Annotated in this window: 23 protein-coding genes, 2 tRNA genes and 1 riboswitch; of the genes, 9 read left to right on the forward strand and 16 right to left on the reverse strand. The window is 45.0% G+C overall.

Annotation, left to right across the window (positions count from 1 at the left end; translation table 11 throughout):
- Positions 1-26: 26 nt before the first annotated feature.
- Entirely contained in the window at positions 27-1,370 is a 1,344-nt protein-coding gene (locus E2R66_RS01230; RefSeq protein ID WP_192901935.1) for a metallophosphoesterase, read from the forward strand.
- Between the two features lie 33 nt (positions 1,371-1,403).
- The gene (locus E2R66_RS01235) at positions 1,404-2,285 is read left to right on the forward strand and encodes a UbiA prenyltransferase family protein (RefSeq protein WP_240049201.1); all 882 of its coding nucleotides are present in this window, start codon (positions 1,404-1,406) and stop codon (positions 2,283-2,285) included.
- 239 nt (positions 2,286-2,524) lie between these two features.
- Here E2R66_RS01235 and E2R66_RS01240 read toward each other — a convergent pair whose 3' ends face one another.
- The gene (locus E2R66_RS01240) at positions 2,525-5,506 is read right to left on the reverse strand and encodes a leucine--tRNA ligase (RefSeq protein ID WP_133229649.1); all 2,982 of its coding nucleotides are present in this window, start codon (positions 5,504-5,506) and stop codon (positions 2,525-2,527) included.
- Between the two features lie 198 nt (positions 5,507-5,704).
- Here E2R66_RS01240 and E2R66_RS01245 point away from each other — a divergent pair, with 198 nt between their 5' ends.
- Positions 5,705-6,322 (forward strand): class I SAM-dependent methyltransferase, encoded by a 618-nt coding sequence (locus E2R66_RS01245; protein ID WP_133229647.1) that lies wholly within the window; start codon positions 5,705-5,707, stop codon positions 6,320-6,322.
- A gap of 138 nt (positions 6,323-6,460) precedes the next feature.
- Here E2R66_RS01245 and E2R66_RS01250 read toward each other — a convergent pair whose 3' ends face one another.
- From E2R66_RS01250 to E2R66_RS01260, 4 genes are all read right to left on the reverse strand, one after another.
- Positions 6,461-6,949, reverse strand: a complete 489-nt coding sequence (locus E2R66_RS01250; protein WP_133229645.1) for a GNAT family N-acetyltransferase — start codon at positions 6,947-6,949, stop codon at positions 6,461-6,463.
- 128 nt (positions 6,950-7,077) lie between these two features.
- Positions 7,078-7,148 (reverse strand) — tRNA-Cys (locus tag E2R66_RS28240).
- A gap of 14 nt (positions 7,149-7,162) precedes the next feature.
- Positions 7,163-7,798 carry a peroxiredoxin gene (locus E2R66_RS01255; RefSeq protein WP_133229643.1) on the reverse strand — a complete coding sequence of 212 codons (636 nt, stop codon included), beginning with the start codon at positions 7,796-7,798 and terminating at the stop codon, positions 7,163-7,165.
- A 150-nt stretch (positions 7,799-7,948) separates the two neighbouring features.
- A riboswitch (SAM riboswitch) is annotated at positions 7,949-8,063 on the reverse strand.
- Positions 8,064-8,190: 127 nt separating this feature from the next.
- Positions 8,191-9,066, reverse strand: coding sequence for a carbohydrate kinase family protein (locus E2R66_RS01260; protein WP_133229641.1), 876 nt, complete (start codon positions 9,064-9,066; stop codon positions 8,191-8,193).
- A 304-nt stretch (positions 9,067-9,370) separates the two neighbouring features.
- Between E2R66_RS01260 and E2R66_RS01265 the strand changes: the two genes are divergently transcribed.
- Complete coding sequence (locus E2R66_RS01265) at positions 9,371-9,796, forward strand: YybH family protein (RefSeq protein WP_133229639.1); 426 nt, start codon at positions 9,371-9,373, stop codon at positions 9,794-9,796.
- A gap of 43 nt (positions 9,797-9,839) precedes the next feature.
- Here E2R66_RS01265 and E2R66_RS01270 read toward each other — a convergent pair whose 3' ends face one another.
- The 4 genes from E2R66_RS01270 to atpD form a co-directional block, all read right to left on the reverse strand.
- Positions 9,840-10,130: a type II toxin-antitoxin system RelE/ParE family toxin gene (locus E2R66_RS01270; protein ID WP_133229637.1), complete on the reverse strand. Its 291-nt coding sequence runs from the start codon at positions 10,128-10,130 to the stop codon at positions 9,840-9,842.
- Entirely contained in the window at positions 10,130-10,369 is a 240-nt protein-coding gene (locus E2R66_RS01275) for a hypothetical protein (protein ID WP_133229635.1), read from the reverse strand. The genes E2R66_RS01270 and E2R66_RS01275 overlap by 1 nt, the downstream gene beginning before the upstream one ends.
- Positions 10,370-10,485: 116 nt before the next feature.
- Complete coding sequence (gene atpC, locus E2R66_RS01280; protein WP_133229633.1) at positions 10,486-10,734, reverse strand: ATP synthase F1 subunit epsilon; 249 nt, start codon at positions 10,732-10,734, stop codon at positions 10,486-10,488.
- An 81-nt stretch (positions 10,735-10,815) separates the two neighbouring features.
- Positions 10,816-12,321 (reverse strand): F0F1 ATP synthase subunit beta, encoded by a 1,506-nt coding sequence (atpD, locus tag E2R66_RS01285; protein ID WP_133229631.1) that lies wholly within the window; start codon positions 12,319-12,321, stop codon positions 10,816-10,818.
- Between the two features lie 208 nt (positions 12,322-12,529).
- Here atpD and E2R66_RS01290 point away from each other — a divergent pair, with 208 nt between their 5' ends.
- Both E2R66_RS01290 and E2R66_RS01295 read left to right on the forward strand, forming a co-directional pair.
- Complete coding sequence (locus E2R66_RS01290; RefSeq protein ID WP_133229629.1) at positions 12,530-13,750, forward strand: OmpP1/FadL family transporter; 1,221 nt, start codon at positions 12,530-12,532, stop codon at positions 13,748-13,750.
- Between the two features lie 18 nt (positions 13,751-13,768).
- Entirely contained in the window at positions 13,769-15,103 is a 1,335-nt protein-coding gene (locus E2R66_RS01295) for an SGNH/GDSL hydrolase family protein (protein WP_133229627.1), read from the forward strand.
- 75 nt (positions 15,104-15,178) lie between these two features.
- Here the strand turns inward: E2R66_RS01295 and E2R66_RS01300 are convergent, their stop codons facing one another.
- The 7 genes from E2R66_RS01300 to E2R66_RS01330 form a co-directional block, all read right to left on the reverse strand.
- Entirely contained in the window at positions 15,179-16,162 is a 984-nt protein-coding gene (locus E2R66_RS01300; protein ID WP_133229625.1) for an NAD(P)H-quinone oxidoreductase, read from the reverse strand.
- Positions 16,163-16,210: 48 nt separating this feature from the next.
- Positions 16,211-17,335 carry a TlpA disulfide reductase family protein gene (locus E2R66_RS01305; protein WP_133229623.1) on the reverse strand — a complete coding sequence of 375 codons (1,125 nt, stop codon included), beginning with the start codon at positions 17,333-17,335 and terminating at the stop codon, positions 16,211-16,213.
- Between the two features lie 118 nt (positions 17,336-17,453).
- Positions 17,454-19,871, reverse strand: coding sequence for an ABC transporter permease (locus E2R66_RS01310; RefSeq protein ID WP_133229621.1), 2,418 nt, complete (start codon positions 19,869-19,871; stop codon positions 17,454-17,456).
- Positions 19,872-20,010: 139 nt separating this feature from the next.
- Complete coding sequence (locus tag E2R66_RS01315; RefSeq protein ID WP_133229619.1) at positions 20,011-20,751, reverse strand: hypothetical protein; 741 nt, start codon at positions 20,749-20,751, stop codon at positions 20,011-20,013.
- A complete protein-coding gene (locus E2R66_RS01320; protein ID WP_133229617.1) occupies positions 20,741-21,130 on the reverse strand; it encodes a GntR family transcriptional regulator in 390 nt (129 codons plus the stop codon). Before E2R66_RS01320 ends, E2R66_RS01315 begins: the two co-directional genes overlap by 11 nt.
- A gap of 2 nt (positions 21,131-21,132) precedes the next feature.
- The gene (locus E2R66_RS01325; RefSeq protein ID WP_133229615.1) at positions 21,133-21,927 is read right to left on the reverse strand and encodes a hypothetical protein; all 795 of its coding nucleotides are present in this window, start codon (positions 21,925-21,927) and stop codon (positions 21,133-21,135) included.
- 11 nt (positions 21,928-21,938) lie between these two features.
- Positions 21,939-22,778, reverse strand: coding sequence for an ABC transporter ATP-binding protein (locus tag E2R66_RS01330; RefSeq protein ID WP_133229613.1), 840 nt, complete (start codon positions 22,776-22,778; stop codon positions 21,939-21,941).
- Positions 22,779-22,929: 151 nt separating this feature from the next.
- Between E2R66_RS01330 and E2R66_RS01335 the strand changes: the two genes are divergently transcribed.
- The 3 genes from E2R66_RS01335 to E2R66_RS01345 all read left to right on the forward strand — a co-directional run bounded on the left by E2R66_RS01335 (position 22,930) and on the right by E2R66_RS01345 (position 24,245).
- Positions 22,930-23,391 carry a redoxin domain-containing protein gene (locus E2R66_RS01335; RefSeq protein ID WP_133229611.1) on the forward strand — a complete coding sequence of 154 codons (462 nt, stop codon included), beginning with the start codon at positions 22,930-22,932 and terminating at the stop codon, positions 23,389-23,391.
- A 102-nt stretch (positions 23,392-23,493) separates the two neighbouring features.
- Positions 23,494-23,567: transfer RNA gene (locus E2R66_RS01340), tRNA-Arg, on the forward strand.
- A gap of 105 nt (positions 23,568-23,672) precedes the next feature.
- On the forward strand, positions 23,673-24,245 hold the full coding sequence (locus E2R66_RS01345; protein WP_133229609.1) for an adenylate kinase: 573 nt from the start codon (positions 23,673-23,675) through the stop codon (positions 24,243-24,245).
- The last annotated feature ends 20 nt before the right edge of the window (positions 24,246-24,265 follow it).

The following is a 24,265-nucleotide window of genomic DNA, read 5'->3' on the forward strand; positions in this document are numbered from 1 at the left end:
AAAACGTTTCACCAGCTTAATACATAATGCAGGGACCTGCAATTACCATACTGCTCATCATCGTGCTGCTGGCTATAGATTACTATATCCTGCGTGGCCTGCAAACGGCTTTCAATAAAAAGAAGTTCATCCATAAAAAGTGGTTTAACCGTTTTTACTGGGGCTCCTCGATATTTTTAATAACGGGGCTGTTTTCGGCAATATATGTGCAAATGGGTGGCGTGGGCCTACGCGGTGCCTTGTTGTTCCTGTTTTTCATTACATTTATCTTCAAGATATTTTACGTTCTGTTTATTTTGGTAGATGATGTACGCAGATTTGTCGTTTACCTCATCCGTAAAAACAAAAAACAGGATACTGCTACCGCCGCGGCAACTGCTACCTCTTCCCCCAATACTGCTACCGCCACTGCAACTAATGAAGCTACTGTTGCTGCAGAAGAACCTACATTCAAATCTATCCCGCGGTCGGAGTTTTTGATGAAAGCGGGCCTGCTTGCCGGCGCTATACCCTTGTACGGCATTAAGCACAACATGAGCAAAGGCCTGTACGATTATCAGGTGCAAAACATAGATCTTTACCTGCCCAACCTACCCAAAGCTTTTGATGGTATGCGTATAGGGCAGATATCAGACATCCACTCGGGCAGTTTCCATAGCAAATGGCAAATGAAAGCCGGCGTAGAAATGCTGCTTAAACAAAAAGCAGATGTGATATTTTTTACCGGCGATTTGGTGAACGGCCAGACATGGGAGGTTAAACACTATATAGACGTATTTAACAAAGTACGTGCCCCGCTGGGCGTGTACTCCATTTTAGGTAACCACGATTATGGCGACTATGGCAAATGGCCGACGCCTGCCGATAAAGCTAAAAATAATGCCGATATGGTAGCCGCCCATAAAGAACTGGGCTGGGATTTACTAGTCGACGTAAACCGCCGCTTAAAGGTGGGGAACGCAGAAATAGGCATTTTGGGCATAGGCAATTGGGGCGAGATGAGCCGCTTCCCCAAATACGGGCGCATGGATAAGGCCGTAGTAGATACCGACGATTTGCCCGTAAAACTGCTGCTCTCGCACGACCCTTCGCACTGGCGGGCCGAGGTAATACCTAAGTATCCACAGATAGATGCCATGTTCAGCGGCCATACCCATGGTATGCAGTTTGGCGTGCGTACGCCCGATTTCCAGTGGAGCCCGATAGAATATGTGTACACCGAATGGGCAGGCCTCTACCGCGAAGCGCATCAGCAGATTTACGTGAACGTGGGTTACGGCTTTTTAGGCTATCCCGGGCGGATTGGAATATTGCCGGAGATTACTATTTTTACATTAAAAGCCGGAGCCGACCCATCTCTAAAAGCCTAAAATTACCTCAGGGCCGAGCCACAGTGGTTGCCAATGAAAAACTTTGCCCGTTCGGTATTCGATTTCATCCTGTTCAGTAACCTGTTCATGTCGCTTTGTGCTGTGGCGCAGGCTATGGTAACCTTCCACCTCATTGGGTCAAAACCTATACCGGCCGTGGCCTGGCTATTGTTTACCTCTACATTAGGCATCTACAATTTCAGCATATTGCTTACCAAGCCCGCCAAGCCCGAGGCTTCTCCCTACAGGCGCGTACGTTGGTTCTTTGCACATTACCGGCTCATGGTAACCTTCACCATCGTATCGCTGCTGTCGCTTATCCCATTGTTCTTCCTGTTATCGATGGAAGCCCGCATATTGCTGGTATTCCTTTCCATACTATCGTTTTGCTATAGCATCCCGCTTTTCACTATAGGCGAGCATAAGTTTGGCTTGCGCAATATCCCGGGTTTAAAACCCTTCCTAATAACTTTGGTATGGGCACTGAGCTGCGTATTGCTGCCCATACTTGAAGCTGAAAACCTGCACCTTGCCGATGTATCCCTGCGCGATACCATGGTATTGATTGCCAAGCGTTCCCTGTTTATCGGCGCGCTAACGGTGCCCTTCGATATCCGCGATTTGTTTCACGACAGGCAATCGGGACTTAAAACAATCCCCGTTGCCTGGGGCGAACGGAATGCCTACCTGTTTTGCCAGGTATTGCTTACCGGCTATGTAGTACTGCTATTCATGTTCCGCAATAATGGCTTCAGCACCGATTTCTTTGCGCTTACAACTACGGCCATTCTTACGGGCTGGCTCATCTTTCGCGCTAAATGGGAGCGCAACGAGTACTACTATTTCTTTTACCTGGATGGGGTGCTGGTGCTGCAGTATGTGATGCTGGTGGTATTTAATTTGATCAGTTTTTAGCCGAAACCGAAAGGTTGTGGCCAGGAGTGGGTTTACCAATCTTGGCGGTGCGATAGGCTTTTGAACAGAAGAATAAAAAAGCCCCGTAATCGCTGCTGATGCAAACGGTTACGGGGCTGTATAATATTTGTCTGAAATGGAATTTGTCTGAACTCGAATTTTAGGGGAATTTGCCGAATTAACAGAATGCCTTTAATTCTGTCAATTCACCAAATTCAACAAATTCGAGTTCAGACGTATTACGCCACAATATTTACTATCCTGCCTTTTACCACGATTACCTTTTTGGGCTCTTTGCCATCCAGGTACTTCAATACATCGGCATGGGCACGGATGGTGGCCTCTATCTCATCGTTACCGAGGCTTAATGATAACGCGATATTGGTTTTCATTTTACCGTTGATAGAGATAGGGTAGCTAAACTCATCCTCTACCAAATAAGCCGGGTTGAATTTAGGATAGGTGGCGTAGGATATGGTGCCGGCCTCATTACCCAGCAATACCCAAAGCTCCTCGCAAATATGGGGTGCGTATGGCTCCAGCGTAATCACCAGATCTTGCAGGATGGCGCGTTTGTTACATTTCAATTCTGTTAATTCGTTTACCGCTATCATAAAACTGGAAACAGAAGTATTGAACGAGAAACGCTCCACATCCTGCTCCACTTTCTGGATGATCTTGTGCAGCGATTTCAGCTCTGCTTTGCTTGGCTCGGCGTTGCTTACGTTAAAGTTCCAATCCGCATCATGGAAAAGCCTCCAGAATTTACGCAGGAATTTAAACACGCCTTCGATGCCGTTGGTATTCCATGGCTTGCTTTGCTCCAGTGGGCCCAGGAACATTTCGTACATGCGCAGGGTGTCTGCACCGTAGCGTTCAATCAGGTCATCTGGGTTAACTACATTGTACTTGGATTTCGACATCTTTTCGACTTCCCAACCGCAGATGTATTTGCCGTCTTCTAAAACAAAGTCTGCCTCCGCATATTCCGGGCGCCACTTTTTAAAAGCTTCAATATTTAAGACTTCGTTATTAACTATGTTTACATCAACATGTAGTTTTTGTACAAATAACGAATTGTCAACAACATGTTCACTTAGCGCGTCTTTGCCAAGTTGTCCAATTAAAATATCCTTGAAACTGGTTTCTTTTGTATAACCAATTGGTAAAATTTTTGTCGATAATATCTCGTTTGCATATTTAGCGGATACAAATAGCGGCTTGCCTTTATTTATTTCATCGAAATTCCTTTCCAACTCCTCGCCAGACTGTAAAAATAAACGATACACAAAGTTACTCCGTCCCTGTATCATCCCCTGATTAATCAGTTTTTTGAACGGCTCTTCTTCGGGCGTTTTGCCGATATCCTTCAAAAACTTGTTCCAGAAACGGCTGTACAGCAAGTGCCCGGTGGCATGTTCGCTACCGCCAATGTACAAATCGACAGCTTTCCAGTATTCGATAGCTTCTTGAGATGCAAATTCTTCGCTGTTATTGGCATCCATGTAGCGGTACCAATACCAGCTGCTGCCCGCCCAACCAGGCATGGTGCTTAGCTCGTAAGAAAAGCCTTCTTCTTGTTTCTTGTCTCTTGATTCTTGATTCTTGTAGCTCCAGCCGGTGGCACGCGCCAATGGCGGTTCGCCCGTCTCAGTTGGCAGGTATTTATCTATCTCGGGCAATATCAATGGCAATTCGCTTTCATCGATTAAGTATGGCAAGCCATCTTTAAAGTAAACCGGTACCGGCTCTCCCCAGTAGCGTTGGCGGCCAAAAATAGCATCCCGCATCCTGAAGTTTACTTTGGCTTTACCCGCGCCAATTTCTTCCAGTTTGGCAATTACCGCGGCAGTACCTGCCTTGTAATCCAAACCGTTCATGAATTCCGAATTGATGTATTTGCCTTCCTTGGTCGGGTCGGCTTCAGTTTCTATGTTTTGTATATCGATAATCGGCACTATCGGCAAATCAAAGTGCTTGGCAAACAAATAATCGCGCTGGTCGCCACTTGGTACCGCCATTACGGCTCCTGTACCGTAACCGGCAAGCACGTAATCGGCAATCCACAATTGTATCTTCTCGCCATTCAGCGGGTTCAGCACGTAGCTGCCCGTAAATGCGCCCGATACGGTTTTGGTATCGGCCATACGGTCAAGCTCGCTTTTCTTTTTGGTTTTGGCAATGTATGCTTCTATATCGTTTTTCTGCTCGGGTGTGGTCAAAGCAGCAACCAATTCATGCTCTGGTGCTATGGCCATAAAAGTTACCCCGAAAACAGTATCAACCCTGGTGGTGAATACTTCAATATAGTCAGCGCTTAAACCCGCAAGGTGCGTAGATTTATCCAATGGGAACTTCACGCTCGCGCCCACACTCTTGCCTATCCAGTTACGCTGCATTTCTTTTAGCGGTTCCGGCCAGTCAATGGTATCTAAACCATCCAATAGGCGCTGGGCGTATGCGGTAATGCGCATACTCCACTGCATCATTTTCTTTTGCTCAACAGGGTAGCCGCCGCGCTCGCTAAAGCCGTCTTTTACCTCGTCGTTAGCCAATACGGTACCCAGGGCGGCACACCAGTTTACGGTACTTTCGCGCAGGTAGGTAAGGCGGTATTTCAACAATTCGGCTTGTTGCTCCTGTTCAGTAAAGGCTTTCCACTCTTCGGCGGTAAAGCTCAGTATCTCTTCATCGCACACGGCGTTGATGCCGGCGCTGCCTTTGCTTTCAAAATGAGCGACCAAATCAGTTATCGATACCGCTTTATCGGCATCCTTGTTATACCAGCTGTTGAACAGCTGCATAAATATCCACTGCGTCCATTTATAGTAACCGGCTTCACTGGTGCGCACCTCTCGGCTCCAGTCGAAGGAGAACCCTATCTGGTCAAGCTGGCGGCGGTAGGTGGCAATGTTATCCTCGGTAGTCACCGCAGGGTGTTGTCCGGTTTGTATGGCGTATTGCTCGGCCGGCAGGCCAAAGCTATCGTACCCCATGGGATGCAATACGTTAAAGCCTTTCAGGCGCTTGTAACGCGCAAAAATATCAGAAGCTATATAGCCCAGCGGGTGACCAACATGCAGGCCCGCACCACTTGGGTAAGGGAACATATCCAGCACGTAGTACTTGGGTTTGTCGGTTTTATTTTCGGCCTTAAAGGTGTGGTTATCGGCCCAAAACTGCTGCCACTTTTTCTCTATATCCTTAAATTGATAGTCCATTTTATTAATTGCGCATGTGCGGGTACGAAAATAATAAAAATGAGCGGCTAAATGTGCAGATGTACAGATTTCAGATGTGCAAATTCTGATGGTCCCTTGATTGTGAACATCAGCAATGCGGTGGTGAAGTTTCATCTGCACATTTGAAATCTGAAATCTGCACATCATTCTGGTTCAGACAAACACTACCTTTACCCTATGCAAAACAACCTGCAACAACTATACGGTAATATCGATATCTACCTGTTCGACCAGCTACTGAAAGGCCGGTTTGACGACTGCCATAAGGTGCTGGATGTTGGCTGCGGCGGCGGGCGCAATATCGTTTACTTTTTGCAGAATGGTTACGAGGTTTACGGTATCGACCCAAACCCGGACGCCCTAGTAGATGCACAGGCTTTATCGGCAATGCTGGCACCCAATCATCCCGCAGGAAATTTTACCTGCTGCCCGGCAGAGGATATGCCTTTTGCAGACGCTGCTTTTGACCTCGTTATCTGCAGTGCGGTTTTGCATTTCGCGCAGGATAGCAACCAATTCGATGCCATGTTGCGCTCCATGTGGAGGGTGCTGAAACCAGGGGGCTACCTGTTTGCCCGTCTGGCATCGGATATAGGCATAGAAGTGCTGGTTACCCCTTTGGGCAACAGCCGTTACCTGCTGCCCGATGGCAGCGAACGCTTCCTGGTAAACGAGCAGATATTACTGGAGTACACCCATTTGCTGGGCGGCGCGTTATTTGAACCTATTAAAACCACCAACGTGCAAAACCTGCGCTGTATGACTACCTGGTGCGTAAGGAAGAACGGAGTTTAATCGGTCGAAATTCAAACAGCAATTTAATTTCGAATAGTGAATTTTGAATATCCAACGCCGAAGTTTTGGAAGCTTTACTTCATTATTCGGTGTTCAAAATTCGGTCTTCGATATTTTTAACACGCCTTACATAGTAGCTTATAGCGCCTGATACATGATATAGGTATCTACCAAACCTAATTGCTGATGCCGGAAACCGTTTGGCGTAGTGCCGATGATGGTGAACCCCAGTTTTTGCCACAGCTTAACGGCGGTTGCATTGGTTGAAACCACGAAGTTGAACTGGATACCCAGGTACCCGGCTGCCTTTGCCGTTGCTATAGAATGTCCGCAAAGCATGGCGCCCAGACCCTTGCCCCGTGCACCGGGATGCACCATATAGCCGCAGTTGCCGGTATGGTTGCCCAGGCCAACCTGGTTGGGTTTAAGGTAGTAGGTGCCTATCACCTTGCCATCTTCAACCGCTGCAAAGGTTTCCATACCGGGCGTAAGCCAGTATTCCATCATGCCTTCGCGTGTTGTTGCCGGGTCGAACGCGTAAGTATCACCGGATTTTATTACGGTGGAGAATATCTCCCAGATGCCGTCGTAATCTGCAGGCCTTGCTTTGCGTATTTCTATTGCCATGTGTTGGGTTTACTGATGCCTTAAAGGTGAGGTATTGCCTGCTGTAAATCAAATAGGGCGATACAAAAAAAGCGACAGGCTTGCTTGCCTGTCGCTAATGAAAACTAATTATTTATCCACTTTTTTAGACGCCGCGGGTAGATTCGAACTACCGTTAAAGGTTTTGCAGACCCACACCTATCCTCTCGGCCACGCGACTTTATGCTTTTCTTGTTATTTATTCGGTTGCGGCGTTAAGCGCAAGTATGGTTTTACCTCTACAAAGCCCTTAGGGAACTTAGCGGGGATATCTTCTGTTTTAATAGATGGCAGTACCACCACCTGTTCGCCGTCTTGCCAATCGGCCGGGGTGGCTACGCTGTGGTAAGCGGTAAGCTGCAATGAATCTATCACGCGCAGTATCTCCTGGAAATTGCGGCCGGTAGATGCCGGGTAGCTGATGATCAGTTTTATCTTTTTATCGGGGCCGATGATGAACAACGAGCGCACGGTAGCCGTAAGCGAAGCGTTGGGGTGTATCATGTCATAAGCCTGGGATATCTCGCGGCTCTCGTCGCCGATGATTGGGAAAGTGACTTCCACGCCCTGGGTTTCGTTGATATCTTTTATCCACCCTTTGTGCGATTCGGTGTTATCCGTGCTCAACGCAATAACCTTCACGTTACGCTTCTCGAACTCATCCTTAAGGGAGGCAGTTTTACCGAGTTCGGTGGTGCAAACAGGGGTGTAATCTGCAGGATGAGAGAATAATACGCCCCAGCTATCGCCCAGGTATTCGTAAAAATCAATGTCGCCAAGGGATGTTTGTGCCTTAAAGTTTGGGGCTTCATCGCCAATTCGTAAGCTCATAGTTGTAAGTTTTAATTTTAATATTTTGTATAGCAATATAACGCTATAGGTTAATCAATAGTCAAAACTTATCCAATAAAATTTGTGGGAGAAAGGGGAGCCGTCGGCAAGATAAGGACATCGTTGGGGATACCTTTATTCTTTTAAATCAGCTTATCTGTCTCCGCGTTGGCGGAGCAGGAATTAGCACCTTACACCACGCGCGAAGCCGGTACAGGTTGCTAAGACATCATAGGGCCTTTCCCTCTGTCTTTCTGGATAAGTATTTTTAAAGAACGATTACATCACAAAAATAATTATAAAATCTATAATTCCTATAGACATTATAATTATTTTTTAAATAGGTATATAACTAATTGAAAATCAAAGTAAAAAAGAACCAGTACTCCGTATCAAGAAAACTGAGCTACTACCTCCTCAACATTATAAACCGGGTTGGCGCCACGCTGGGTGGTTACATACGCGCCTACCGCGCATGATTTTTCCAGCAGGGCTTGCATGGGGGTACCGTTAAGCAAGCCCGTAATAAACGTTGCCAGGAACGAATCGCCCGCCCCAACGGTATCTACCACGCAAACTTTGCAGCCGGGGTGCTCGTAATACTGGTAATCATTCCAAATGATGGCACCATGCTCGCCGCGGGTTACACAGATAATTTTGGTGTGGAACTTGCTTTGGAACTCCTCTATCTTTTGTTTCAGATCGCCGCTGCTGCCGTGAATAAGCAGTTCGGCTTCTTCCTCGTTCATCTTTATTACATCAGCACGTGCGGCCAGGGTTTCTATGGTACTCATGGTAAAATGAGGCGGGCGCAGGTTCACGTCGAATATTTTAAGCGCGTCGCTTTCATCGAGCACGTTGAGCAGCGTTTCGAAAGAAGCCTGCTCGCGGCAAGCCAGGCTGCCAAAAACAATCGCACCTACTTTTTTAGAGGCTGCCTCTAAAGGTTCGGTAAAGCCTATATTATCCCAGGAGACCGGCTGAGGTATGATATAAGTGGCCGTATTGTTTTCGTCTAGCTGTACCGTTACTTCGCAGGTAGGTAGTTTTTCGTCGCGCTGAATCAATTCGCTGAAAAGGCCGTTCTCTTGCAGGAAGGTCGTAAGTTCATTGCCAGAGGCATCGGTGCCTACGCTGCTGGCAAACAATACATTGTTGCCCTGCTGCACAAGGTGGCGTGCCACGTTCATAGGCGCGCCGCCAGCCTTTTTAACATCGCCAAAGGCATCCCATAAAACTTCGCCGAAGCACAAGATTTGTTTGTTCATAAATTGGTTTTTGAGCTGAAAGATTAAAGCATAAAGCTAATAAAATTTGACACGATTGAAAGATTTATGGATTTGACAGGATTTTTTTGTTTGGGAAGAACGGACAGGATTAAGGGATTTAAGGATTTGACAAGATTTTTTAATTATCTGAACCGTGATTTACTTGATTGAAGGATTATAGGATTATTCCGCTACATCAGGATATCCTTTAATCAGGCAAATCATGGTTCAGAAAAAAGATAGCAGGATTTTTTTTCAATCGTGTTAATCAAGAAAATCCTTAAATCGTGTTTATATTAGTTGAATGAAAAGATATCTTCTCTCTTGTCTCCTTATCCTTGCCTCTTGTTTCTGTTTCGCTCAGAATAAAGACAGGCAGGCTATCGTAAAACTAATGGCCGACCAGCAAATCGCCTGGAGCAAAGGCGATCTGGAAGGCTTTATGCAAGGCTACTGGAAGTCTGATTCGCTGATGTTTATCGGCAAGCGCGGGCCGGCTTACGGCTGGCAGGTTACGCTGGATAATTATAAAAAAGGCTACCCCGATAAGGCCGCCATGGGCGAACTTACCTTCCGGTTGGATAAGATAGAACTGCTAGGCAAGAACGATGCCTTTGTAATGGGCGCCTGGAGCCTTAAACGCGAAAAGGACGCACCCGGCGGGTATTTTACGTTATGGTTCAGGAAGATAAAGGGTGAGTGGAAGATTGTGTGTGACCATACCAGCTGATAGGCAGAGATGGCATCATTAATGAAATATCGTCGTTGACAAACTATCTTCTGAATTTTTTGCGGGGACTTCGGCTGGTATGAAAGACTGCGTAAACTATTACGTCACCCTCCATAATTTCAAATACAATAACATAAGGGAAGGTATGTAAAACTATCTGACGAAAGTCTTTTTTGATTTTTGCATATAACAATGGCCAGTCTTCAATTTTATCGAAACAGCGCTGCAATTCCTTTAAAAATAATTCGCCTAATCCTTGTTGCTGTTCTTCGTACCAATCGTATGCCTCCTGAGCCATTTGGATTGCCCGGGGTTTAATAATCAATTGAGGCATTACAGTTCTCGTTGCCTTCTAATTATTTGCATAGCCTCGTCTCGGGTGTAAGATTTGGATTTGCCTGTTAAATGTAATTCTTGCTCATGCTCTAAAATGTCGAATTGTTCTTCAGATAATAGAACGGCATCCTCTTCATCGATATCTCTTTCTAATAAAGTATAAATAGCTTTTACTTTGTTGTCCTCGGCATCCGCCAGATAACTCATTAATTTTTGCCGCATGGTTAATGTAGTCATAACTCTATCCCCTTTAAACAAATCTACTTTTTTTTGAGCATAGCACAAAAAGCACCCCACAAAAAAAGGCCCGAACATCGCTGTCCGGGCCTTTTCAATATCAGTACAAAAAACGATTACTTGTGGGTAATGCCTTCTGCCAGTACAGTTACTTTATTGTTTAAAGCTTCTACTACGCCGCCTTTAATAAAAAAGGTATCTTCTTTACCGCCTTCCCTTACCACAAGTTTGCCATCGTTAAGGGTAGAGATGATAGGCGCGTGGTTATTCAGGATCTCGAAAGAGCCTAAAGTACCAGGTAGAATTACCGAAGTAGCTTCGCCTTCGAAAACTTTTTTATCAGGAGTAAGGATTTCTAATGTCATGTTGCGTTAGATTAAAGAGCCAAGAATCAAGATACAAGATTTTTTCCTGTCCTGATTCTTGATTCTTATTTCTTGATTCTATTAATTATTAGCTTCTGCCAATAATTTCTTGCCTTTTTCAATAGCGTCTTCGATACTGCCCACCAGGTTGAATGCTGCCTCAGGGTATTCATCTACTTCGCCATCCATAATCATGTTGAAACCTTTGATGGTATCTTTAATATCAACCAATACACCTTGTAAACCAGTGAACTGCTCTGCCACGAAGAATGGCTGTGAAAGGAAACGCTGAACACGGCGTGCACGAGATACGGTTAATTTATCTTCTTCGGAAAGCTCGTCCATACCTAAGATGGCGATGATATCCTGAAGCTCTTTGTAACGCTGTAGGGTTTCTTTAACGCGTTGAGCAGTGTTGTAGTGTTCGTCGCCTAATATAGCTGCGCTAAGGATACGTGAGGTAGAATCCAGTGGATCTACCGCAGGGTATATACCCAACTCGGCAATTTTACGCGAAAGTACGGTTGTAGCATCTAAGTGGGCAAATGTTGTTGCCGGTGCAGGGTCAGTCAAGTCATCCGCAGGTACGTAAACGGCCTGTACAGATGTGATAGAACCACGTTTTGTTGAAGTGATACGCTCCTGCATGGTACCCATCTCTGTTGCCAGCGTTGGCTGGTAACCTACTGCAGATGGCATACGACCTAATAGTGCCGATACCTCAGAACCTGCCTGGGTAAAGCGGAAGATGTTATCGATAAAGAAAAGGATATCGCGGCCTTTGCCTTCTTCGTCACCATCGCGGAAGTACTCTGCAAGGGTTAGACCTGATAATGCCACACGTGCACGTGCACCGGGAGGCTCGTTCATTTGGCCGAAAACGAAGGTTGCTTTTGATTCTTTCAAAGCTTCAGCGTCGATCTTTGTCAAATCCCAGCCGCCAGCTTCCATCGAGTGCATAAATGCATCACCATATTTTATAATGCCCGATTCAAGCATCTCGCGCAGTAAGTCGTTACCTTCACGGGTACGCTCACCTACACCAGCAAATACAGATAAACCTGCATAAGCTTTCGCGATGTTGTTGATCAGTTCCTGAATTAATACTGTTTTGCCTACACCAGCACCACCAAACAAACCAATTTTACCACCTTTTACATAAGGCTCTAACAAATCGATAACTTTGATACCTGTAAAAAGGGCTTCAGTTTCGGTTGACAGATCCTCAAAACGTGGAGGCGTGTTGTGGATAGAGCGGCCATTGGTTTTGTCAAGGTTAGGGATACCATCGATAGCATCACCAACTACGTTAAATACACGGCCTTTAATGGCATCGCCAACCGGCATTTTGATTGCAGCTTCGGTGTCTAAAACATTCATACCGCGCAGTAAACCGTCGGTAGAGTCCATCGCTATTGCGCGCACACGATCTTCGCCTAAGTGCTGCTGAACCTCTAAAATGATTTTTTGTCCGTTGTCCTTAGTGATCTCAAGCGCATCGTAAATCTTAGGAAGATGTGCGTCATTAGCGAAACTTACGTCAACTACCGGACCGATGATCCTTGATATTTTTCCAATGTTTGGCATATATTACCTGGTGTTATAAAGAAATTTAACATGAAACAGAACCTTTATTTTCAAGTAAAGGCACTATTTCAGAGGCGCAAAGTTAAGGTTTATTGCCAAATATTTAAATAGTTATGCTAAGATTTTTTTGGTGTTTTTATTAATACAATTTCTGTAGTTTTGAAACCCAATTATAAACCATATTTTTCTGTACGCTAAATCTTAATTAATGAAAAAACTATTACTGCTATTGATGTGGTGTGCCCCTGTTTTTGCTTATTCGCAGGGTTTCCAGGTAAACCTGGGCGGCCAGAAACAAATAGGTATGGGCCATACCGGCACCGGGCTGCTGCAGGATGGAGCCTCTGTTTTCTTTAACCCGGGCGCTATTGCCATGCTGCCGCAAAACTCCGTATCGGCAGGCATAAGCCCTTTGTGGTTTAAATCGGGTTTCAATCCAACAGGCACCAACGACAAGTATTTTACTAAAGACCGTGTAGCCACGCCTATACAGGCTTATGGCGTATGGGGCCCAAAAGATGCCCGCTGGAAATTCGGCATGGGTATTTATACACCTTTCGGTGGCCTTACCGATTGGGGTACCGATTGGGTTGGCAAGTATGCGGTCCAAAGTCTCAACCTAAAGGCGATATTCTTTCAGCCAACGCTCAGTTATAAATTAACCAATGCCTTAAGTGTAGGCGCGGGCTTTGTTTACAACCATGCCAGTGTTGACTTGCGCAGGGCAATACCTCTGGCCGATGCCAGCGGCAATCCGGGCCAGGCCAAATTAGAAGGTACCGGCAAAGGCTATGGCTGGAACGCGGGCATCTTCCTGAAAACCAAAACGTTTACCGCGGGGTTGGATTTCCGTTCTAAGGTGGATACCAAAGTGAAAAACGGCGATGCCATTTTTACAGTACCTACATCCTTAGCCGCAAGTTTTCCGCAGCCCAATACGTTTAACGCGGGTATACCGTTACCGTCTACTTTATCATTAGGCCTGGGCTTTTATCCAACAAATAAATGGACCGTAGCGTTTGATGCGAATTTTGTAGGTTGGAGTAGCTACCAGGCGCTTGCTTTTGACTATGCTTCTAATACATCTGCGCTGGCAGATACTTATTCGCCACGTAACTATAAAAACGCCTTTGCCCTGCGCACCGGTGCCGAATATAAATACACCGATAAACTGGCCCTGCGCTTTGGCGGCGGCTATGCGGCAACACCTGTTAAGGATGGCTACGTAACTCCCGAAGTACCTGATGCCAACCGTTACTACTTAACCGGCGGCATTGGCTATAAGCTGGCCAAACGTTTGGATATCGACCTTTCTTTTGAGTTTGAACACCTGTTTACCCGCACCCAAACCAATATCGAAACACAGTTATCCGGCACCTTCCACAGCAATGTGTATATCCCCGGCGTAGCCCTTTCTTATCATTGGTAACCTATAGTATTTAAGCACATGAAATCGATAAAAAATTACCTATACATATCTGCCGGCTTGCTGTTGCTGGCATCCTGCAAACCCACCGTTGAAACCCCTGCATTAACTGCGGGTACAGCAGATTTTTCGCGTTACATCTCGGTAGGTAACTCCCTCACCGCGGGCTATGCCGATGGCGGCCTTTATCTGGAAGGGCAGCTAAACTCTTACCCAAGCATCATAGCCAAACAAATGGCGCAGGTGGGCGGCGGCGCTTTTACGCAACCACTATTCACTACCGACCAGGCTAACGGCTCGGGCTATGTAAAACTAACTGGCTTTACGGCAACCGGCTCGCCCATTACTGCGCCGGTTACTACTAACCTGGCAGTAAGGGGTACAGCCACTATACCGGGTTTCGGTACGGTGATATTGTACACCAAATACAGCGGCGAAATTAACAACTACGGCGTACCGGGCATTAAACTACAGCAGATAACCTATGCGCCTTATGGTAACCTAAACGGCTATTACGAACGTATGCTTGCGGGTAATGCAGGTACCAATACAACCGCCTACATTGATTTTGTTACCGCCAAACCCTTTACCTTTTTTACCGATTGGCTGGGTAATAACGATGCTTTAGGTTACGCGACAAGCGGCGGCGCAGCAGATGCACTTACCCCTAAAGATCAATTTGCCGGGCTATACAACCTTTCGATAGGTAAACTTACCGCAGGTGGCGCAAAGGGTGCAGTAGCAACTATACCTGATGTTACTTCGGTGCCATACTTTACTACCGTAACTGTTGGCGCAATTTTGGCTGGCGTGCAAAAAGCAAACCCTTCTGTTGCAGCTTTGTACATTAATGCCCGCAGCAGTGCTGATATCGCAACTACTACCTATGCGCCGCGTGCCGCAACCGCCGCAGATTTGGTAGTACTCACTTTTCCTACAACTAAAATTGGCCAGCCTGTAGCCGTACCCGGCGTAGGTAACGTACCTTACGGTTTAACGCCATACGCACCAATTGAGAACCAGTATGTGCTGGATGCAAATGAAATAACCTTGACCAAAGATTACGTAGACGATTACAATAAAACCATCAAGGCGTCAGCGGCATCTAAAGGCCTTGCGGTATTTGATGCCTTTACCTTCCTGAATAATTTGAAGGCAAACGGCATGGTGATAGATGGTGTAAGCGTGAACTCCAACTTTATCAGCGGTGGCATTTTCTCGCTGGATGGTGTGCATTTAACGCCGAGGGGCTATGCCATAGTAGCCAACGAATTTATTAAGGCCATCAATAAGCAATACGGATCGAGCATCCCTAAAGCGAATGTATCGGCTTATAATGGGGTTAAGTTCCCGTAGCCAGTTTGCAGTTATCAGTTTGCAGTGGGCAGTAATATGTGCCAACTGCAAACTGCCCACTGCCAACCAAATCTGCTACAGCCAACTGATTACTATCTTCCCCATATGTTCGCTGCTTTCCATCAGTTCATGGGCTTTGGCAGCTTCATCGGCGGGGAATGTTTTATAGATAATTGGTTTTATTTGGCCGGATGCCAGTAGCGGCCAAACGTGTTCCTCCAGCTTTTGGGCAATGGCGGTCTTAAATGTTACCTCGCGCGAGCGTAGCATCGAGCCGGTTATCACCAGGCGCTTGCGCATTACTTCAGATAGGTTTATTTCTACCTTGCTGCCTTTCATGGCGTTTATCATCACCAGCCGGCCATCGTTTGCCAGGGAGCTGATGTTCTTCGGTGTGTAATCGCCGCCTATCATATCCAGTATCACATCTACGCCTTTGCTATTGGACAGCTGCTGTAAGGCATCAGCAAAATCTTCTGATTTGTAATTGATGGCTTTATCTGCACCCTGGTCTTCACAGAATTTGCATTTCTCATCACTGCCCGCGGTAACATAAACGGTACTGCCCAATGCTTTTGCCATTTGTATGGCCGTAACGCCTATCCCACTGCTGCCGCCATGCACCAGCAGGCTTTCGCCAGGCTGCAGGCCGGCACGGTCGAATACATTGCTCCAAACGGTAAAGAATGTTTCTGGAAGGGAGGCAGCTTCGGCAAACGTCAAATTAGCGGGTATAGGCAGGCATTGCCCTTCTGGCGCGGGGCAATATTCAGCATAGGCGCCGCCAATAACCAAAGCGCAAACTTTATCGCCAACTTTCCAACGGGAAACTCCGGCACCAACTTGCGCAACAATGCCGGCAATTTCAAGCCCGGGGATATCTTTTGGGGCACCATCAGGCGGTGGGTAGTTTCCTTTCCGCTGAAATACGTCTGGTCTGTTTATGCCCGCGGCCATCACTTTTATCAGTACCTCGTTCGCGGAGTAAGTGGGAGTGGGGCGGTCGGCAAGCTGTAATACTTCAGGGCCGCCGGGGCGGGTGATGATGATGGCTTTCATGTCGTTTGAGTTTTTTTACTGAACTTCCGATATCGCGCTTTAATCAATTTACAATCCAAATGTTTTTGCAAGCATTCTATCCAAATCGTCAAGAGTGCCCTCGTTGTCGGTTTTGTGAATCCAATCCGGGTGTTCGCCAAAATAGCGGCCCATGATTTTTCCCTCTTTATCAATTAGAACAAGTACCATAGGTGGCATACTTTTTATGTTGTATGTTTCCTCGAGTCTGCCGCCACCAGGTATAGTTCTAATATTATACCAGCTTCCCAAACCTTTACTATGGACTTTGTTTTTCCATTCCTTCATAAATATATCTTGTGAAATTCCAACTATTTCCAAGCCTTGAGTATGGTATCTGGAATAGCAAGATTTCAAAAACGCGCTTTCATTACCTTTGTAAAAGCACCAGCTTGCCCAAAAATAAACCAAAACATAATTTTTATCCCTGAATGATTTTAGGGAAAGAATTTTACCGTGGATATCTTTAATGGAAAAAAGTGGTGCTATTCCGCCGGCTGCCGACGCTTGATGTTTTGAAATTTTAGCTGCTAATATTTTGGCTGCAAAGCTACTTTTCACTTCGGCGGTAAGAGATTTATAAAAATTACTTGCAGAGTCGAGGCGTAGCTCCTGCCCATCAAAATAGTAGTCAATTAAATAAGGACTCAGGTAAGAGTTCGGATGTGCTACGATGAATTTGTAATCAATTTGTTTTTCCTCGGCTTGAATTTTATTCCAGTCATTGAGATTCACTTCTTTTTGCAAAGGGGCTTTTTGGAGTTGGAGTTTGTCCCAATCATCCTGCATTGCTGAACCTGTAATTTTGGTTTTCTCAGCCTCGTTTTCCACCAACGAGACAGACATTTTCCCGGAACTCAAAAAAATCGGATTTAGACCAAGCCCCCTATTCGGTTGTGGAAGATAATCAAAGTAAAATTCAGCGTAAAGCGGGCTGGGTATATATCCTTTAAAAGTAAATGAACCTTTCTTTACAAGTGCCTTAAATGCTACTTGTTTTTCGTTAGATAGACGATACCTCAGCCACAAAACCCGCGTTTTTGAATGGGATAAAGTTCCATGCAATTCGAAGTTATCGGATGGTTTTTGCGTTTGAGCAAAGGCAGCGCAATTGAATAGAAAAAAGGCAAATAACAGGCTTAGGCAGTTTTTCATCGAAGGAAATTATACCTTAAAATTAGCCTTTAAATGGTACTTTCGGTGGGTTTAATAAAAAAATTTAAACTTTAAAAAGTGAATTTCCGGCGGTTAAATATTAATCGATTGCCAATAACTATTCGCTCTTCAAACTCTTCGCGGGGTTTGCTATAGCTGCCTTGAATGATTGCGTACTGATGGTTGCAAAGGCAATGACGACTGCGCCAACGCCCGAAACGGCTACCACCCACCACTGCATGTTTTGCCTGTACGCAAAGCCCTCTAACCATTTATGCATCGCAAGCCAGGCAAGCGGCGCGGCTATGATAAATGAAATTACGACAAGTTTGATAAAATCTTTACTAAGCATCCCTACAATGGCCGATACGCTTGCACCCAACACTTTTCGGATGCCAATTTCTTTATTGCGCTGTTCGGCAGCGTAAGCCGCAAGGCTAAACAAACCAAGGCTGGCTATGATGACGGCAAGGCTGGTAAAAACCAGGAACAGCGTGCCTGTGCGTTGCTCGGTACGATAAGCGGCGTTGAAATCCTCATCCATAAACGAGTACTCGAAATGCTGGTTGGGCGATAACTGGTTCCAGGCGGCCTCTATTTTAGGGATGAATGGTTTAACGTCGGCACCCTCCATTTTGATGCTCAGCGCACCGCTGTTGTTCTCCAGCATCATCACCACGGGGGTTATGTTATCCCGCAGGGATTTAAAATTGAAATCTTTAACCACCCCGATTACGTGATACTCTTTGATGGCGTTATCAGTTTGCCCTTCGGGGATATAATAGAGTTTTTTGCTGGAAACATCGCCTGTGAAGCCCAGCATGTTCGCGGCGGTTTGGTTGATGATGACGCCTAAAGAATCAGTGATATTGCCTTTCTGGAAATTGCGCCCTTGCGAAAGTTTCATGCCCATAGTAGGCAGGTAGTCTTCGTCAACAGGCCAGATTTCGGTAAACAAAGAGTTTCTGGAATTAGGGACTTTACTGGTGAAGACCGAGTTAGGCTGGCGCAAACTACCGGTGGGCAAAAAGCCGCTTAACGAGGCGCTGCTTACACCGGCAATTTGTTGTACCTGCTGTTTAAGGGTTTGCGCATTAGTAAGGCCGGTGGTGTTTTTAACAACCATTACGTGGCTACGATCGAAGCCGAGGTCCTTTTGCTGGATATAATGGAGTTGGTTATAGATGACGATGGTGCCGATAATTAAAAATATAGATACCGAAAATTGTAGCACCACCAGAAAGTTGCGGAAGCCTCCTCCTTTGAATCCTGCAGAAAGCTTGCCCTTTAATACGGTGATAGGCTGAAATGCCGAGAGATAAAACGCCGGATAGGCACCTGCCAAAACCCCCACCACCAAAACAATCAATAGCAAAGCCGGGAAAAGCCAGCTGATGGTTTGCAAAGAGATACTGAGTTCTTTCCCTGCTACCTGATTGAACAATGGCAATAATGCCCAGGCTGCCAGCACCGCTATAATTGCCGAAACGAGCGTAATCATCACCGATTCGGCAAGGAATTGGATGATTAAATACTTGCGCGGAGAGCCTAAAACTTTACGCACGCCAACCTCGCGCGCCCTGTTTGCCGAACGCGCGGTAGAAAGGTTCATAAAGTTGATGCATGCTATCAGCAGTATAAATAAGGCTATCGCCGAAAAGATATAAACGTAAGTTACGCTGCTGTTTGCACCTAGCTCGTACTGCCGGTTGGATAGCAGGTGAATATCAGTAAGTGGCGTTACGTCCACCCGTACATAATTGCCGTTTTTGGCGAAAGCATCTTTATTAAAACCGGGTTGTTTTTCAAAATGGCTTTGAAATAAGGCATCGAGTTTTTTGCTTAACGTAGCCTGTGTGGTACCGGGTTTTGCTAAAAGGTAAGTGCTATAAATAAAGCTGTTCCAAACATTACCGCGACTGCCCTCCAGGGTGGCCATTGATAGCAGGTAATCGAAATTGAAGTGCGATTGCTTCGGCATGTCTTCAATCACGCCGGTTACTTTATAGTCGGCGTTTTCGTTTACGATAGCGATAGACTTGCCAATTGCATCGATGCTGTTGAAATATTTCATGGCCGCCTGCCTGGTTATTATCATAGTATGCGGCTCTTTTAACGCGGTCTTGGGATTACCGCTAAGCATCGGCAGCGTAAAAACATCAAACAGGGTACTATCTGCATAGCCAACCTTTGTTTCGCTGATGTTTTCCCCTCCTTTTTTAAACCGGATTTCCGTAGCTATCAAAAGCCTCGTGGCTTTTTCCACTTCGGGGATGTTTTTGGCGGCTTCTGTAGCTAACGGAGGTGGCCCGATGGCATAAGAACTGGCGTTACCGCCGAAGTTGATATCGGTGTTTACGCGGTAGATGCGGTTGGCATTGGTGTTGAAACGGTCGTAGCTCAATTCATCAACCACATAAAAAATAATAAGCAGGCAAGTGGCAAGGCCCAACGCTAAGCCGAAAATATTGATGAGCGTTACGTTCCGGTTTTTAAGGAGGCTTTTAGCAGCAATTTTCAGGTGGCTTTTTAACATGGCGCTTGGTGTTTGGTTGATGTAGTATTGCCTTAATTCCCAGTATATTCAGGCTGAGCTAAAATACACCAAAGGGCAATACACAAATGTTAAATAAAGTTAAACTAAAAAATTAGTTTAAACAAGCGCGTGTGAGTTTTTATTGATGCATGGCTTTTAAAGATTTCCCCGAAAGTATAATGGCCGAGCTATCTGCCAAACTTAAATTTAGCTTGCCCGCATAGGCATGACCAATATCCAGTAAGGTGTAGTCTTTAAGGTTAGCGGCGACATATTTAAAGTTCATGGTTTGGGTGCCCTTTAATTCGGGCGCCATTTCGAATATAACCTGGCTCGAATCTGCCTGTGTTACATTCAGCGTATCAAAATTGTGGTTGTAACTCTCTACCTCCAGGCGCGATTTTCCTTTTAGGTTTATACTGATGTTTGCTTGTTTTAGTTTCTGTAGTTCAAAATTGGTGTCGCTGCCATCAATAGATAATAATTCCGGCGAAGCCAGGCGTACAAGTACCCTGTTTTGCATCCAGTCTTTAAGTCCCGGGTTTTTATACTTGTTGGGGAAGATGAGGTGAAGCGTATCGTTTTTTACAAAGGCCTTAAAGGTTACGTCTTTTTGATATTCGCGCCAGTAGTTAAGTACCCTTACCGATGCGTGTTTGTTTTGTTCAAACCTTATTTGGGTGATATTGCCGCCTTCGATCTTTAAATGTTTAAAAGGCTGTTCTAAAACTTTGTTATAATTCCAATACAAATCGCTTTTATCTACCTTATCGTACACATTCTTAAATGCAAGATTAGAGGCAAATACCCCCAAAATCATCAATGTAAAAGTTGATGCCAATATAATGGTACTCAATTTTAAGGTGGTTTTATTTTTCATGGTTAGTATTGTTAAAGTTTTGTTCAATAAATTTTTTGTACCGCTCCGCTATATCATCGGGAGGGAGGTTAAGCAGGTACATGTTTCTAAAAAGTACCGGTAGTTCCGTTTCTATAAATTGTTCTTTACGAAAACCTATCACTTTTTCAATAGCGCTGTCTTCTACAAAATAGCCAACCCCGCGTTTGTTGGCGATGATTTCGCGTTGTTGCAGAAAATCGTAGGCACGCTGAACCGTATTAGGGTTTACTTCCATCAGTATTGCTAAATCGCGGATGCTTATTATTTTGCCTCCGGGCGCCCATAGTTTAAGCAACAATTGTTCGCACACATATTCGGCTATTTGTAAGTATATCGCCTGGTTTTCTCTAAACTCCATTTCTAAATTTCTTTTTCTCGTAGCCTTATATAGGCTGTTATCCATAAGGTTGCCGGTAAAATGTACTGTAAAAATGCGTCGGCAACGGCACCCGCGCGTGGTGGCAGTTCGACATTGCCAACTTCCGAACCTACTTTTATCAGTACGGTATAGTAAGGAAAGGCGATATCAATATTGTTGAATAGAATACCTGCTACGGCCAGGTTTAAAAAGTAAACCACAGCAATTACTCCGCATACAACCAGTGCAACTTTTACGATAGCTACTTTATTAAAATAAAGTGACCCTACCAGCATAGCACCGGCAAAATTAACAAACAGGATAGTTGATTGCCTCACGATATTGCCCTCGAAAGAGAATAGATTCACCGAGTTGTACATTCGCTGGTAAAGCGGGCTGCTGCGGTCGAGCCCGTTGTGGTAGGCGGTTACAAAGCAATAGTCGATAAGCCGGTAAAAACTAAAAAATATCAGGCAGAAAAACACGCCTGTAATCAACACGCCGCAAAGCCATTTTTCCAGAGCGGATGCCGGGAAGGTTAAATATGCCGAACCTCCGGCATTAGTATTAAAATAACTAAACACAATAGATGCCATAAATGTGCCGCCACCTACAAAGCCCCAAATAAAGGAAAGGTTTTGTGCCATGCCCCAGCCACCAATGTATAAAAAAATGGAATATGCCATAAGCGTAAAGCAAAGTACAAAAACCATTAATCCAATAATTTGCATAGCGCGCTCTAAAACAGATTTTTTTAGCAGCAGGCCAAAGCGTGTTAAATTAAACGTATCGTTCATGATTGGTGAGTTTATTTAATTGGGAATAATTGTTTGGCCATGGTGGGGTTCTCGGTGATGCCGTTAAAAAGGTGTTCCAGGTTGAGCGCAGAATCTTCGCCATCTACGTTCTCTATAATAACCGAAGTGCCTCGCAGCATTTTTTCTGCATAGAGTACTTTTACATTTGTTGGTATTGCGGCAACCGTTTTAAAACAAAGCTTTTCGGCAATATCAGCAATAGAAGAATGCAACAGCAAATTGCCGTTATCTACAATCATCACCTTATCAATCATATTTTCTAAATCGCGTATCTGGTGGGTAGAAATAAAGATGATTCTATCTTCATTCATAACCGAAGCGATAAGCTTACGAAACTGTGCTTTGGAAGGAATATCCAGGCCATTCGTAGGTTCATCCATTAATAGCACCCGCGTATTGCAGGCCAGTGCAAAGGCTATCACAAACTTTTTTTGCTGCCCAAACGATAGCTTGTTCAGTTTGCCATCCACACTCACCTCCATTTCCAGCAAATACTTGTAAAAGTTATCCTTGTTAAACAAGGGGTAAAAGGGAGCAAATAGATTTTGGTATTGCTTAATGGTAAGCGCTGGGACATATACATCCTCGGCGATGTAATAAATGGTTTGCAGAAATGATGGTTTACGGCTTTTTGGCTCCATACCGTTTATAGTTACCGAACCTTCAACAGGAAATAACGTGCCCACCATATTTTTTAGGAGCGTAGACTTGCCCGCTCCATTTTTACCTAACAGGCCATAAATGCTCCCGCTCTCGATGGATAGCGTGAGGTTTTTGTACAGTAATTTTTTGCGCGAATAACCAAAAGATAAATTATTGAATCGTATCATTAGTGTATTAGTTAAGTAGTACACTACAAAAGTAAATTAAAATTAGTCAATTCAAATTTTTTTGGCTGTTTTTTGTAAAATTTTTTGTTTTGAATTTGCTGGCGATGAAACTGTGGGCTAAATGTTATTCATTTGCAAAAACAAAAAACTCATGGCATTAACTACAGGCTCAGCCGCCCCACAATTCACGCTTACCTCGTCAGACCTTAAAGAAGTTTCCTTAGCCGATTTTAAAGGTAAGAAAGTGGTATTGCACTTTTTCCCTTTAGCCTTTACCGGTGTTTGCACCACGCAGCTTTGCACCATGCGCGATAGCTTTGGCTATTATGATGGGCTTAACGCACAAATTTTAGGCGTATCGGTCGATTCGCCTTTCACCCTGGCTAAGTTTAAAGAAGAGAACGCTTACCAGTTTCCGCTGCTATCAGATTTTAACAAGGATGTATCAGCAGCCTACGGCGCATTGTACGAAACCTTTGCCTTCGGCATGAAAGGTGTATCTAAACGCGCTGCTTTTGTGATAGATGAAGAACAAAATATCATTTATGCCGAAGTACTTGAAAACGCCGGCGACCTGCCCGATTTTGCAGCAATTGCAGAAAAGGTAAAGTAATTGATAAAAAATTTGCACCCAATACAAAAGAATCCTATTTTTGCAGTCCGTTAAAAAAGGAGATTATATCGGTTTCGATAGCTAAAACCCGAAACGGAAAGCGCACTTGTAGCTCAATTGGATAGAGCATCTCACTACGGATGAGAAGGTTTGGGGTTCGAATCCCTACAAGTGCACATTTATCAACCACTTGTCCCGGAACAGCGACATCCGCCAGGTGCCCAAAAAAATAAAGCCTTTGAGTATAGTGTTCATAGGCTTTTTTAATTTAAACATAAGGGATGCTTAACTTAGTACTGTTTGGTCCCCCCGGAGCAGGGAAGGGTACTCAATCACAAAAACTTATCGAGAAGTTCGGCTTAATTCATCTATCTACGGGTGATTTATTGCGTGCTGAAAAAGCCCAGGGTACTGAGCTTGGGCTTGAAGCCAAAAAACTGATGGATGAAGGGAAATTAGTTCCCGATGCGGTTGTGATAGGGATGATCAGTAATAAGCTTGATGCGAATAAGGATGCCAAAGGTTTCATTTTTGATGGCTTCCCCCGAACGGTAGCACAGGCAGAAGCGTTAGACGATTTGCTTTCTTCAAAAGAATCAGCCATATCGGGCATGATAGCCTTACAGGTTACTGATGAAGAATTGGAGCACCGTTTATTGCTGCGCGGCGAAAGCTCGGGCAGGCCGGATGATGCTAACCTCGAAGTGATACGCAAGCGTATTAAGGTATATAACGATGAAACTGCACCCGTTGCGGGTTTTTATCAAAGTCAAAATAAATACACAAGTATAAATGGTATAGGTACGGTAGAAGAGATTTTCGACGCTATCATTACCGTTATCGAAACTTATTAATTAGTCCGCAAGTCGGAAAG

The organism is Mucilaginibacter psychrotolerans (assembly GCF_004519315.1).
Classification (GTDB): Bacteria; Bacteroidota; Bacteroidia; order Sphingobacteriales; family Sphingobacteriaceae; genus Mucilaginibacter; species Mucilaginibacter psychrotolerans.